Here is a 12,487-nt window from a genome sequence, read left to right as displayed (position 1 = left end):
AGTTGTGTATAAGAGACAGGAAGCCGGGTCTCACCCGGGCGGTGGGGGCGTCGTTTCCGGTAGGCCCTGTAGGAGTATCTGGGCGAGTCTGCAGGCCCAGTCCTCGGTCACCGGTTCGGCGCTGACCAGGGTCCGGTGCAGCACGGCGCCGGCGACCACGTCGAAGATCAGGTCCACGGCGCGGGCGGCCGTTCCGGGATCCTCCTCGGGAGGAAGCTCGCCCCGCGCCTGCGCGTGCGCGCGGCCCTCCAGGACCAGCCGCTTCTGACGGTCGACGATCGAGGCGCGGATCCGTGCGCGCAGCGCCCCGTCGTGGGTGGACTCGGCGACCACGGCCATCAGGCCGCTCTTCGCCTCCGGGCGGTCCAGGATCGCCGCGAACTGCAGGACCACGCCCTCGATGTCGGCGGCCAGGCTGCCGCTGTCCGGGAGTTCCAGCTCGTCGAAGAGCTCGGCCACCGCGTCCACGACCAGTTCGTTCTTGCCCGCCCAGCGGCGGTAGAGGGTCGTCTTGGCGACACCCGCCCGGGTCGCCACGTCGCCGAGCGTCAGCTTGGACCAGCCCAGCTCCACCAGGGCCGCACGGGTCGCCTCCAGGATCGCCGCGTCCGCGGCGGCGCTGCGCGGGCGGCCCGTGGCGCGTGAGGCGGAGGAGCGGCTCTGCATCCATCGACCATATCCGGCTCTTTCCGGGACGTGTGTTTCCTGTGAGGCAGTGGGGGAGATCACCGATGGGTGTGCCGTGGAGACCTCCAGGACAGTTACGCTACGGCTCGTATCGAAAGCGGCAGGGCGAGCGACAACCACGGTGGCGCCGGGTGGGGACCAGGCGCCGAACGCCACGCGACGGGACAGGCTTTCACAGCGCTTTTCACACGGGCGCGCGGAGGGGGGAGGATGTACTCATGCAGCCACGGAACATGTCCATGAGCGGAGTCGTCGACCTCGCCGCGGTGAAGGCGGCCCAAGAGGCCAAGTCGAAAGCGGAGCAGGCGCGCGCCCAAGCCGCCCGGCAGGGCGGGGGAGGGGCCGTTTCCCCCGCTGACCTCGTCATCGATGTCGACGAGGCCGGATTCGAGAACGATGTCCTTCAGCGGTCCACCGAGGTGCCCGTCGTCATCGACTTCTGGGCCGAGTGGTGCCAGCCCTGCAAGCAGCTGAGCCCGGTGCTCGAACGGCTCGCCGTCGAGTACAACGGACGGTTCGTCCTCGCCAAGATCGACGTCGACGCGAACCAGATGCTGATGCAGCAGTTCGGGGTGCAGGGGATCCCGGCTGTCTTCGCCGTGGTGGCGGGACAGGCTCTGCCTCTCTTCCAGGGCGCCGCCCCGGAGGCCCAGATCCGCGGCACCCTGGACCAGCTGGTGCAGGTCGCCGAGCAGCGCTTCGGGCTGACGGGTCTGACGGTGGATCCGGATGCCCAGCCGGGGAGCGCCGAGCCGGCCCCGCAGGTCCCGGCCGGACCGTACGACCATCTGCTCGAAGCCGCCGTACAGGCCCTGGACGCGGGCGACCTGGGCGGCGCGGTCCAGGCGTACAAGAACGTACTGAGCGACGACCCGGGGAACACGGAGGCCAAACTGGGCCTCGCCCAGGCCGAGTTGCTCCAGCGGGTGCAGGACGCCGACCCGCAGCAGGTGCGCAAGACCGCCGCCGAGAACCCCCTTGATGTACCGGCCCAGATCGCCGCCGCCGACCTGGATCTGGTGGGCGGGCATGTCGAGGACGCGTTCGGGCGGCTCATCGACACGGTGCAGCGCACGGCGGGGGACGACCGGGACGCCGCACGGCTGAGACTGCTGGAGTTGTTCGAGGTGGTGGGCGCCGAGGATCCGCGGGTGACGGCGGCGCGGCGGGCGTTGGCGCGCGCGTTGTTCTGACCAGTCCCTAAACACCGGGGCTTGTGATGCCCAGGTGAAAGAATTGCCGACAGAGCGACACCGCGGCCGCGCTTTGCCAAAACTTGGTAATCGCGGCCGCTGTTACTCGGAGTAGGTCATGGTCGTCGATCTGTCGGATTCTGTCCGTGGATCCGCTGGTCTGTCGACTCGCCTGCGGCGACCCTGAGTTGCCGCTCGATGTCGATGGGTCGCACATCGGTTATCCGTTCGTTACTAGCGAGTAATGAACCCCCTTGCGAGGGCGGCGAGAATGCACCACGATCGGCGACGCTCGGTCCATTCTCGTTACCCCGCCTGCCAGTCGGGTCAACGGGTTTTCTGGGTCCCCACCGAGTAGAGCCGGCGGCAGTGGGCCGGCTCTCGGACAGGGGGGTCTCTGCCCAGCCGGCAGAGCCTGTCCGGCAGGTTGTGCGTGATGTGTGTCAGGCGCGACCAGTGGTTGTCGCTCGGGGGTGATCGCCGGTGATTCGGGCGCGGTTCGTGCCTCCGAGTGCAGGCGCTCTCCTTCCCGAGGACGTAGCACTTCTCCCATCCCTGCCCGGCTGAGCCGCCGTCAAGGGGCGAGCCAGGACCAGGAGATGTACGTCCGAGAAGGAGGAAATATGGAGTCCCAGGTGCGTGGCGGGACCAGATGGAAGCGGTTCGCTGTGGTCATGGTGCCCAGCGTCGCCGCGACAGCAGCAATAGGTGTCGCCCTCGCCCAGGGCGCTCTCGCCGCGTCGTTCAGTGTGTCGGGCCAGTCGTTCAAGGTGACGGCGGACCGGCTCGACGGTACGGGCTTCTCTCAGTACGGGGCCATCGACCAGGGCTACACCCTCAAGGGTGAGAAGGTGGCCCGCCCGGTGGCGGTCTCGGCGTTCAGGAACGCCACGATCAGCAACATGTGCCAGTCCGTGGTCACCCCGGACATTCCGCTCGTCGGCACCGTCAGCCTCAAGCTGACAGCCGGTACGGGTGGCACGAAGGTCGAAGCCGAGAACCTGTACATCGATGTCGAGGAACTCAGCGCCGATGCCACGTTCAAGAACATCGACATCGGTGTCGCGGCCAAGGACGCCTCCAAGGGTCCGGGCATGGCCAAGGGTGAGCAGGCCAACCCGTTCGGTTTCGGGCAGCAGTCCGACGTGGCGACGCTGACCGACGTCAAGCAGACGGCGTGGGCGACCACTGCCGGAACCTTCAAGCTCAGCAACTTGAAGATGTCGCTGCACAAGGGCGTCAACGAGTGCTACTAGGCGCTCACCGGGCGGGTGAGGGGGTCTCGGCTTCTTCGCCCGCCCGTCCAGCCCGTCCCTTCCCAAGTACGTGAACATCTCTGTGCGTGAACCGCGTCCCCGCGCTTCGCGTACGTGAATCACAGCAACGCCGTTCCAGGGAGCTGTTGTCCATGAGCGCCGAGTCAACGGGGCAGAACGAGCACTATCTCCGCGTCTTTCGGCGGCGATTCCGCACCTGGCGAGGCACACGTCCATTCTGGGCGGGGCTGTTCGTCCTGCTCAGTGGCTTCCCGATCATGTACTTCCCGTACGCGGACCTCCAGATCGGTCACCTCACCCTCGCCATGGCCACGACGGGCGGCGCGGGTTCCCTCATCATCGGCGTGCTGCTGATGGTCCTCGGGGTCAGTCTCTGGTTCCAGCGGCACGTACAGACCTTCGCGGGCGTCGCGGCGATCCTCCTGGCGCTGGTGTCCATCCCGGTCTCCAACCTCGGTGGCTTCGTGATCGGCTTCCTGCTCGCCATGGTCGGCGGTGCGATGGCCGTGTCCTGGGCGCCCGGCAAGGCGGAGCAGCCGGACGCGGTCACCCGGAAGGACGACGCCGACGCCCCGGAGCCGGCGGCAGCGGGAGCCACCAACGGGGCGGGCGGCGAGTTCGACGATCTGTCAGGTACCACCCCGACGAACGGGACCAACGGGAGGCACAGTGCCGGCTGACGAGGAGACTCGCGGGGCTGCGGTGGGAGAGTCCCGCGCGAGATCCGGACCGCGGCACGCGGCGCCCAAGAAGCCCCTTCTCACCCGGATCCAGGTCCCGGCGGGCAAGGCGATAGCCATGGCGGCGATGCCGACGGCGGTCCTCATGGGAATGGGGTTCACGTCGACGCTCGCCCGGGCCGACGACAAGCCGGCCGCCACCAGGATCGACGACGAGCCCGTGGCGAAGAGCCTGGCGGACCAGGCCGACGACTACAAGGACTGCGTCGACGCACTGGAGGCCGCCGAGAAGGACAAGGAGGCGTCGGCCACGCCCTCGCCCTCCGCCTCGACGACCGACTCCGCGTCGGACGACAAGGACGGCCAGGACGACGAGAGCGGCAAGGACGACGAGGGCGGCAAGGACGAACAGAGCTCCTCGGGCGAGGACTCCTCGGACAGCGGGACTTCGGGTGGGGACTCTTCGTCGGACTCAGGTTCCGGTGACAAGGCCGAGCCCGCGCCGTCCCCGTCCACGAGCGCGCCGGCCGGGTCCTCGGACCGGGACACGTCCACGACGTCCCCCTCGCCGTCCGAGGGCGGCGGCAACGTACTCGACGCCATCGGCGGCGCCATCAAGGACGCCTTCACGCCGGACGAGAAGCAGTCCGCGGACGCCGCGGCGAAGCCGTCCCCGTCCGCCTCGGCTGCCGAGGACGCCGCCGGCGCGGTCAAGGACACCACGGACAAGGTCGCCGGCGCCGCCGAGGACGCCAAGGACACCGTCGAGGACACGGTCAAGGACGTGACCGACGCGGCGTCCAAGGACACCGAGGACACCGAGGACACCGAGGAGAAGGCGGAGAAGGACGCGAAGGAGGAGGCGGCCGACGAAGAATCCGCGACCCCCAGCCCCTCCGCGAGCGCCACCACGGACCCGGAGGACTGCCCGGCCGCCACGGACGAGGAGGGCGGCGTCGAGCCCGGCATTCCGCTGCTCGCCGACGACCCCTGGTACCTGGAGGCCAGCTCGCTGCTGCTCAAGGGCGCCGACTACCAGGGCATCGTCAAGGTGAAGACGGCCAACGGCAGCGTCAAGGAGGTCCTGAAGTACGTGATCTCCGACGGCACCGACATCGGTGACCTCCACCAGCTCGTCAAGGACAAGCAGGCCGGCAAGACTTACCACGTGCAGGCGGGCAAGGGCACCACGTCCACCATCCGCGAGGGCCAGACGGTCATGTACACCGAGAGCATCTCCGGCAACCTGCTCGGTCTGATCCCGATCACGTTCGACCCGGAGCACCCGCCGCCGCTGAACATCCCGTTGATCTACTTCACCGACGTGACGGTCGTTCAGGCCGCCCAGTTCGGCGGGACGCTGACCATCCCCCGGATGCACCAGTACATCACCGACTGAGAAGCCCACAAGGACCCGTTCGGGAGCCGCACACACCGAGGGCGCCCCCTGCAGAGCAGGGGGCGCCCTCGGTCTCGTACCACGCCGTTACGGGCCCCTGGGGCGCCCGTACGGGCGTCAGTCGCGGTCGCCGCCGCCCAGGTGGTGCACCCGGACCATGTTGGTGGTGCCGGGGACGCCGGGGGGCGAGCCCGCCGTGATGATCACGATGTCGCCCTGGTGGAACTTGTTGATCCGCATCATCTCCTGGTCGACCATGTCGACCATTTCGTCGGTGCTGTTCACGAACGGCACGACGTGCGAGTCCACGCCCCAGCTGAGCGCCAGCTGGTTACGGGTCGACTCGTCCGTGGTGAAGGCGGTGATCGGCTGGGCCGCGCGGTAGCGGGACAGCCGGCGGGCCGTGTCACCGGACTTGGTGAACGCCACCAGGCCCTTGCCGCCGAGGAAGTCGGCGATCTCGCACGCGGCACGGGCCACCGAACCGCCCTGCGTACGCGGCTTCTTGCCCGGCACCAGCGGCTGCAGGCCCTTGGAGAGCAGTTCCTCCTCGGCCGCGGTGACGATCTTCGACATCGTCTTCACGGTCTCGACCGGGAAGGCACCCACACTCGACTCGGCGGACAGCATCACCGCGTCGGCGCCGTCCAGGATCGCGTTGGCGACGTCGGACGCCTCGGCGCGCGTGGGGCGGGAGTTGGTGATCATCGACTCCATCATCTGGGTCGCCACGATCACCGGCTTGGCGTTGCGGCGGCACAGCTCGATGAGGCGCTTCTGCACCATGGGGACCCGCTCCAGCGGGTACTCGACGGCCAGGTCGCCACGCGCGACCATGACGCCGTCGAAGGCCATCACGACCTCCTCCATGTTCTCGACGGCCTGCGGCTTCTCCACCTTGGCGATGACGGGGACGCGGCGGCCCACCTCGTCCATCACCTTGTGGACGTCCTGGATGTCGCCCGCGTCGCGCACGAACGACAGCGCCACCATGTCGCAGCCCATCCGGAGCGCGAACCGCAGGTCCTCGATGTCCTTGTCGGACAGGGCCGGCACGTTCACGGCCGCGCCCGGCAGGTTGATGCCCTTGTGGTCCGAGATCACGCCGCCCTCGATGACGACCGTCTTCACCCGCGAACCGTCGACCTCGACGACCCGCAGCTCCACGTTGCCGTCGTTGATGAGGACCTGGTCGCCCTTGGTGACATCGCCCGGCAGGCCCTTGTAGGTCGTCCCGCAGATGTGCTTGTCGCCCGGCACGTCCTCGGTGGTGATGGTGAACTCGTCACCGCGCACCAGCTCGACGGGGCCCTCCGCGAAGGTCTCCAGACGGATCTTCGGGCCCTGAAGGTCGGCGAGGACGCCGATCGCGCGGCCGGTCTCCGCGGCGGCGGCGCGGACGCGGACGTACCGCGCCTCGTGCTCTTCGTGCGAGCCGTGGCTGAAGTTGAAGCGGGCCACGTTCATGCCCGCGTCGATCAGGGCGACGAGCTTTTCGTGGGAGTCGACCGCAGGGCCGAGAGTGCAGACGATTTTCGAACGGCGCATGGGACGATCCTATCGGTTTGTTTCGCTACGGAATATTCCGTCTGGCGGAAGATACAAATGGGCAGGTATGCGCTCAGGTGTGGCGAGGCTCACTCGCCGGCCCGCCCACTCACGGTCTCACTTCCGTCTCAGTTCCGTGCGACCAGTGCGTAGGTCTGTGCGGCGATCTCCAGCTCCTCGTCGGTGGGAACCACGGCGACCGCCACCCGCGCGCCCGCGGGCGAGATGAGGCGCGGCTCGTCGCTCCGTACGGCGTTGAGCTCGGCGTCGACCGCGAGGCCCAGCTCCTGAAGGCCCGCGATCGCCGCCTCGCGCACCGGTGCGGCGTTCTCGCCGACCCCGGCCGTGAAGGCCACCGCGTCCACCCGGCCGAGAACCGCGTAGTAGGCGCCGATGTATTTCTTCAGCCGATGGATGTAGATGTCGAAGGCCAGTTGGGCCTGTTGGTCTCCCTCGTCGACACGACGGCGGATCTCGCGCATGTCGTTGTCGCCGCACAGACCGATCAGACCGCTCCTCTTGTTGAGAAGAGTGTCGATCTCGTCCGTGGACAGCCCGCCAACCCGCGCCAAATGGAAGATGACGGCCGGGTCCAGGTCACCGGACCGCGTCCCCATCACGAGTCCCTCCAGGGGCGTCAGCCCCATGGAGGTGTCCACGCACCGGCCCTTCTCGACCGCCGACGCCGACGCCCCGTTGCCGAGGTGCAGCACGATCACGTTCACGTCCTCGGGCGCCCTGCCGAGCAGTTCGGCGGTGGCGCGGGAGACGAACGCGTGCGAGGTGCCGTGGAAGCCGTACCGGCGGATGCGGTACTCGTCCGCGGTCCGCACGTCGATCGCGTAGCGGGCCGCCGACTCCGGCATCGTCGTGTGGAACGCGGTGTCGAAGACGGCGACCTGCGGCAGGTCGGGCCGCAGTGCCCGTGCCGTCCGTATGCCCGTCAGATTGGCCGGGTTGTGCAGCGGCGCCACCGGTATCAGCCGCTCGATCTCCGCGAGCACGGCCTCGTCGATCACCGTCGGCTCGGTGAAGGACTTCCCGCCGTGCACCACCCGGTGCCCGATCGCGGCCAGCTCGGACGAGTCGAGGCCCAGCCCGTCCTTGGCGAGCTCCGCCGACACCGCCTTCAGGGCGGCCTCGTGGTCGGGGATCGGGCCGGTCGACTCACGGGTCGCGCCGCCGCCGTGGAGCGGTGTGTGCTTGAGCCGGGAGGTCTCCTCACCGATGCGCTCGACGAGCCCGACGGCCAGCCGGCTGTTGTCGCGCATGTCGAGCAGCTGGTACTTCACCGAGGAGGAGCCGGAGTTGAGGACGAGGACGCGGGTGGGGCTCACTGGGTGGTTGCCTTTTCGGTGGGGGTCTGGGCCTGGACGGCTGTGACGGCGCCGGCGGAGCGCCGGACGGCCGGGTAGGTGTCGTCGCCGGTGTCGAGGACCGGGGTGCGCGCGGGGCTCACTGGGCCGTTGCCTTCTGGATGGGGGCCTGGGCCTGGATCGCCGTGATGGCGACGGTGTTGACGATGTCCTGGACGAGGGCGCCCCGGGACAGGTCGTTGACGGGTTTGCGCAGGCCCTGGAGGACGGGGCCGACGGCGATGGCGCCGGCGGAGCGCTGGACGGCCTTGTAGGTGTTGTTGCCGGTGTTGAGGTCCGGGAACACCAGCACGCTGGCCTGGCCGGCGACCTCGGAGTCCGGCAGCTTGGTGGCCGCGACGGTCGGCTCCACGGCCGCGTCGTACTGGATGGGGCCCTCGATCCTCAGGTCGGGCCGCTGGGAGCGCACGAGCTCCGTGGCCCGCCGCACCTTGTCGACGTCGGCGCCGGAGCCGGAGGTGCCCGTCGAGTACGACAGCATCGCGATCCGCGGCTCGACCCCGAACTGCTCGGCGGTGGCGGCCGACTGGATGGCGATGTCGGCGAGCTGCTCGGCGTTCGGGTCCGGGTTGACCGCGCAGTCCCCGTACACCAGCACCTTGTCGGCCAGGCACATGAAGAAGACGGACGAGACGATCGACGCGTCCGGCGCGGTCTTGATGATCTCGAAGGCGGGGCGGATCGTCGCGGCCGTGGAGTGCACCGACCCGGAGACCATGCCGTCGGCGAGGCCCTCCTCGACCATGAGGGTGCCGAAGTAGTTGACGTCCGAGACGATGTCGTACGCCAGCTCGACCGTGACCCCCTTGTGGGCGCGCAGCAGGGCGTAACTCTCGGCGAAGGACTCCCGCAGCTCGGAGGTCCCCGGGTCGACGATCTGCGCGCCACCGAGGTCGATGCCCAGATCGGCGGCCTTCTTACGGATCTGGTCGCCAGGGCCGAGCAGCGTCAGCTCGCACACTCCCCGGCGCAGCAGCACCTCGGCCGCGTGCAGCACACGCTCCTCGGTGCCCTCGGGCAGTACGACGCGCCGCTTGTCGGAGCGGGCCCGCTCCAGCAGCTTGTGCTCGAACATCATGGGCGTGACCCGGTCGCTGCTCGGCGCGGACACCCGCCCGGCCAGCTCGGAGGTGTCGACGTGCCGCTCGAACAGACCGAGCGCGGTCTCCGCCTTGCGGGGCGTGGCCGCACTCAACCTGCCCTCCATCCCGAACAGTGCGGACGCGGTCTCGAAGGAGCCGGGCTCCACCGCGACCACCGGGGTGCCGGGCGCGAGGCGGGCGGCGAGGGTGAGGATGTCGTCGCTGGGCCGCTCGTTCAGGGTGAGCAGCACACCGGCTATCGGCGGGGTGCCCGCACTGTGGGCGGCCAGCGCGCCGACGACCAGGTCCGCGCGGTCGCCCGGGGTGACCACCAGACAGCCGGGCGTGAGGGCGTTCAGGAAGGTCGGCAGCATGGCGCCGCCGAACACGAAGTTCAGCGCGTCGCGGGCGAGCCCCGAGTCGTCGCCGAGGAGCACCTTGCCGCCCAGCGCGTGGGTGATCTGCGCGACGGTCGGCGCGGCGAGCGCGGGCTCGTCCGGCAGGACGTACGCCGGCACGTCGAGGCGCGAGGCGAGCCCCACCTGGATGTCCACGCGGTCGTCCACGGCCACCCGGTTGGTGACCATGGCCACGACGTCGCAGCCGAGCCCCTCGTACGCCCGGTGCGCGTTCCGCGTCTCGGCCAGCACGGACTCCGCGTTCTGCCCCCGCGCACCGACCACCGGGATCACCGAGGCCCCGAACTCGTTCGCGAGCCGCGCGTTCAGGGCCAGCTCGTCCGGGAACTGGGTGTCGGCGAAGTCGGTGCCGAGGACGAGGACGACGTCGTAGTCGCGCGCCACCTGGTGGAAGCGGCCGACGAGCGTGGACACCAGCTCGTCCGTGCCCTGCTCGGCCTGCAGAGTGGACGCCTCGTGGTAGTCGAGGCCGTACACGGTGGCCGGATCCTGCGTCAGGCGGTAGCGGGAGCGCAGCAGCTCGAAGAGCCGGTCGGGAGCGTGGTGGACGAGGGGACGGAACACCCCCACCCGGTCGACCTGGCGCGTCAGGAGCTCCATGACTCCCAGTTCCACGACCTGGCGGCCGTCGCCGCGATCGATCCCGGTCACGTACACGCTGCGCGTCACGCGTCATTCTCCGTTCGGTCTTCGGGGGGCTTCCGGGGTTCTCCCGGGGCCTTCTGAGGTCTTCCGGGGTCTTCCGGGGTATTTCGCAACGTCGGCAGCACGCGAAAATCAGCCGCCGGTGGCGGGCAGAACCCTCTTGACAATACCCCCGTGGCTGGATAAGGCGCCCGCCCGGGTGCAGGTGGGGGCGATGGTGCGTACCGGGCGGACGAAGCGGACGAAGGGGAGCGGACGAAGGGGACCGGACAAGGGGGAGGAACGCTGTCAGCAGTGCCCCGCGGGCCGTGGAACAATCGGATGGACCCACTAGTACCTACCCCCACGCAGCAGCAGCGCGTGCGTATGTACGCATGTACCGGCACCGAGCAGGAGACACAGCACGATGCGCATCGGAGTTCTCACCGCAGGCGGCGACTGCCCGGGTCTGAACGCAGTGATCCGGTCGGTCGTGCACAGAGCGGTGGACCACTACGGCGACGAGGTCATCGGCTTCGAGGACGGTTACGCCGGCCTCCTCGACGGCCGCTACCGCAGCCTCGACCTGAACGCGGTCGGCGGCATCCTCGCCCGCGGCGGCACCATCCTCGGCTCCTCCCGCCTGGAGCGCGACCGCCTGCGCGAGGCCTGCGAGAACGCCTCCGACATGATCCACGAGTTCGGCATCGACGCCCTGATCCCGATCGGCGGCGAGGGCACGCTGACGGCGGCTCGGATGCTGAGCGACGCCGGTCTGCCCGTGGTCGGCGTCCCCAAGACGATCGACAACGACATCTCCTCCACGGACCGCACCTTCGGCTTCGACACGGCGGTCGGGGTGGCGACGGAGGCGATGGACCGGCTCAAGACCACGGCCGAGTCCCACCAGCGGGTGATGGTCGTCGAGGTCATGGGCCGGCACGCGGGCTGGATCGCCCTGGAGTCCGGGATGGCCGCGGGCGCGCACGGGATCTGTCTGCCGGAGCGGCCGTTCGACCCGGCCGACCTGGTCAAGATGGTCGAGGAGCGCTTCGCCCGCGGGAAGAAGTTCGCGGTCGTCTGCGTCGCCGAGGGCGCGCACCCCGCCGAGGGCACCATGGACTACGGCAAGGGCGAGATCGACCAGTTCGGCCACGAGCGCTTCCAGGGCATCGGCACGGCCCTCGCGTACGAGCTGGAGCGGCGCCTCGGCAAGGAGGCCAAGCCGGTCATTCTCGGCCACGTCCAGCGCGGCGGCACGCCGACCGCGTACGACCGCGTCCTCGCGACCCGCTTCGGCTGGCACGCGGTGGAGGCCGCGCACCGGGGCGAGTTCGGCAGGATGACCGCGCTGCGCGGCACCGACATCGTGATGGTGCCGCTCGCGGAGGCCGTCACCGAGCTGAAGACGGTCCCGAAGGACCGTATGGACGAGGCGGAGTCGGTGTTCTGAGTCGGTGTTCCAGGGCTGGTCCCCGCCCTACCGCGGCCCTGGGCTTCCGCTCAGTAGGGGCCGGTGCTCTCCACCGTCGACACCGTCGACCAGAAGCGATCGACGACGTGGTTCAGGAAGTCACGGCCGGCGTCGTCGGCGTCGGTCCAGGCCGTGCCGTTGGTCCAGGTGAGACCGGCCGTTATCGTGCTCCGGTACGCGCTGTGCAGTTCCCGGAGCACATCCTCGACGAGCCGCCGGTCGAGGGGTAGCAGCTTGGCCGCCGGGCGCACGTAGCCCTGCCAGCGCGTGGTGACGGCGCCCTGGAGCAGCTCGGCCAGCTTCCAGTCCCTCCCCGAGACGGTGACGAAGTCCGCCAGCGAGAGGTCGAGCAGTTCGGTGAGGGCGTCGGACTGGCGCTCGTTGCCACGCCACTGCCCGGTCTCCTCCATGCGCAGGTAGGTGGGGAGTTCGATGCCGACGACGTGGGCGACGGTCTCGGCGGAGACACCACGGGCGACGCGGTACTCGCGCAACGTCCGGGGCCTGCCCGCGAGGTCGTCCACGGAGCACCACAACATGCCCGCGAGAGCGGTGAGTTCGGCGCCGGTGGGAGCGGCCGTGCCGCGTTCCCAGTCGATGACCATGTCCGGGGTGACGTGGGGGAGTCCGAACGAGGAACGCATCCCGTACGCCACGTGCTCGGGCTCCATGCCGAGCCCGGCACGAAGTCTGCGGGCGGCCGGGGAGTCGAAGGGCGGAGTGGGGGG

Annotated in this window: 11 protein-coding genes; 5 read left to right on the top strand and 6 right to left on the bottom strand. The window is 69.6% G+C overall.

The genetic code is table 11. From position 1 onward, the window contains the following. Positions 1-30: 30 nt before the first annotated feature. Positions 31-666, bottom strand: coding sequence for a TetR/AcrR family transcriptional regulator (locus FPZ41_RS39620; RefSeq protein ID WP_152868819.1), 636 nt, complete (start codon positions 664-666; stop codon positions 31-33). A gap of 239 nt (positions 667-905) precedes the next feature. Between FPZ41_RS39620 and FPZ41_RS39615 the strand changes: the two genes are divergently transcribed. From FPZ41_RS39615 to FPZ41_RS39600, 4 genes are all read left to right on the top strand, one after another. Then, positions 906-1,880, top strand: coding sequence for a tetratricopeptide repeat protein (locus FPZ41_RS39615; RefSeq protein WP_152868817.1), 975 nt, complete (start codon positions 906-908; stop codon positions 1,878-1,880). Positions 1,881-2,503: 623 nt separating this feature from the next. After that, positions 2,504-3,136 carry a DUF6230 family protein gene (locus FPZ41_RS39610; protein ID WP_152868815.1) on the top strand — a complete coding sequence of 211 codons (633 nt, stop codon included), beginning with the start codon at positions 2,504-2,506 and terminating at the stop codon, positions 3,134-3,136. Positions 3,137-3,288: 152 nt separating this feature from the next. Further along, positions 3,289-3,837, top strand: coding sequence for a DUF6114 domain-containing protein (locus FPZ41_RS39605; protein WP_152868813.1), 549 nt, complete (start codon positions 3,289-3,291; stop codon positions 3,835-3,837). Further along, positions 3,827-5,236 (top strand): hypothetical protein, encoded by a 1,410-nt coding sequence (locus FPZ41_RS39600; protein ID WP_322621323.1) that lies wholly within the window; start codon positions 3,827-3,829, stop codon positions 5,234-5,236. Before FPZ41_RS39605 ends, FPZ41_RS39600 begins: the two co-directional genes overlap by 11 nt. Before the next feature lie 117 nt (positions 5,237-5,353). Here the strand turns inward: FPZ41_RS39600 and pyk are convergent, their stop codons facing one another. From pyk to pta, 4 genes are all read right to left on the bottom strand, one after another. Beyond that, positions 5,354-6,784: a pyruvate kinase gene (pyk, locus tag FPZ41_RS39595; protein ID WP_131570154.1), complete on the bottom strand. Its 1,431-nt coding sequence runs from the start codon at positions 6,782-6,784 to the stop codon at positions 5,354-5,356. 128 nt (positions 6,785-6,912) lie between these two features. Next, positions 6,913-8,121 (bottom strand): acetate kinase, encoded by a 1,209-nt coding sequence (locus tag FPZ41_RS39590; RefSeq protein ID WP_322621322.1) that lies wholly within the window; start codon positions 8,119-8,121, stop codon positions 6,913-6,915. After that, complete coding sequence (locus FPZ41_RS49680; protein WP_265584282.1) at positions 8,118-8,243, bottom strand: hypothetical protein; 126 nt, start codon at positions 8,241-8,243, stop codon at positions 8,118-8,120. Before FPZ41_RS49680 ends, FPZ41_RS39590 begins: the two co-directional genes overlap by 4 nt. Continuing rightward, entirely contained in the window at positions 8,240-10,330 is a 2,091-nt protein-coding gene (gene pta / locus FPZ41_RS39585; RefSeq protein ID WP_322621321.1) for a phosphate acetyltransferase, read from the bottom strand. The genes FPZ41_RS49680 and pta overlap by 4 nt, the downstream gene beginning before the upstream one ends. A gap of 382 nt (positions 10,331-10,712) precedes the next feature. Between pta and FPZ41_RS39580 the strand changes: the two genes are divergently transcribed. Then, positions 10,713-11,738: an ATP-dependent 6-phosphofructokinase gene (locus tag FPZ41_RS39580; RefSeq protein WP_152868811.1), complete on the top strand. Its 1,026-nt coding sequence runs from the start codon at positions 10,713-10,715 to the stop codon at positions 11,736-11,738. A gap of 50 nt (positions 11,739-11,788) precedes the next feature. On the opposite strand, the gene FPZ41_RS39575 is transcribed toward FPZ41_RS39580, so the two are convergent. Next, on the bottom strand, positions 11,789-12,487 hold a 699-nt coding region (locus tag FPZ41_RS39575; RefSeq protein WP_152868809.1), incomplete at its 5' end, for a helix-turn-helix domain-containing protein.

It is taken from the genome of Streptomyces acidicola (assembly GCF_009377235.1).
GTDB lineage: Bacteria > Actinomycetota > Actinomycetes > Streptomycetales > Streptomycetaceae > Streptomyces > Streptomyces acidicola.
Note: the sequence above shows the minus strand (reverse complement) of the source record. Positions and strands in the feature narration are given on the sequence as shown.

Bases quoted from the DNA above. Each gene is read 5' to 3' on its own strand.
- FPZ41_RS39580 (WP_152868811.1), top strand. From the start codon at position 10,713: ATGCGCATCGGAGTTCTCACCGCAGGCGGCGACTGCCCGGGTCTGAAC.
- FPZ41_RS39605 (WP_152868813.1), top strand. From the start codon at position 3,289: ATGAGCGCCGAGTCAACGGGGCAGAACGAGCACTATCTCCGCGTCTTT.
- pyk (WP_131570154.1), bottom strand. From the start codon at position 6,784: ATGCGCCGTTCGAAAATCGTCTGCACTCTCGGCCCTGCGGTCGACTCC.
- FPZ41_RS39610 (WP_152868815.1), top strand. From the start codon at position 2,504: ATGGAGTCCCAGGTGCGTGGCGGGACCAGATGGAAGCGGTTCGCTGTG.
- FPZ41_RS39615 (WP_152868817.1), top strand. From the start codon at position 906: ATGCAGCCACGGAACATGTCCATGAGCGGAGTCGTCGACCTCGCCGCG.
- FPZ41_RS39620 (WP_152868819.1), bottom strand. From the start codon at position 666: ATGCAGAGCCGCTCCTCCGCCTCACGCGCCACGGGCCGCCCGCGCAGC.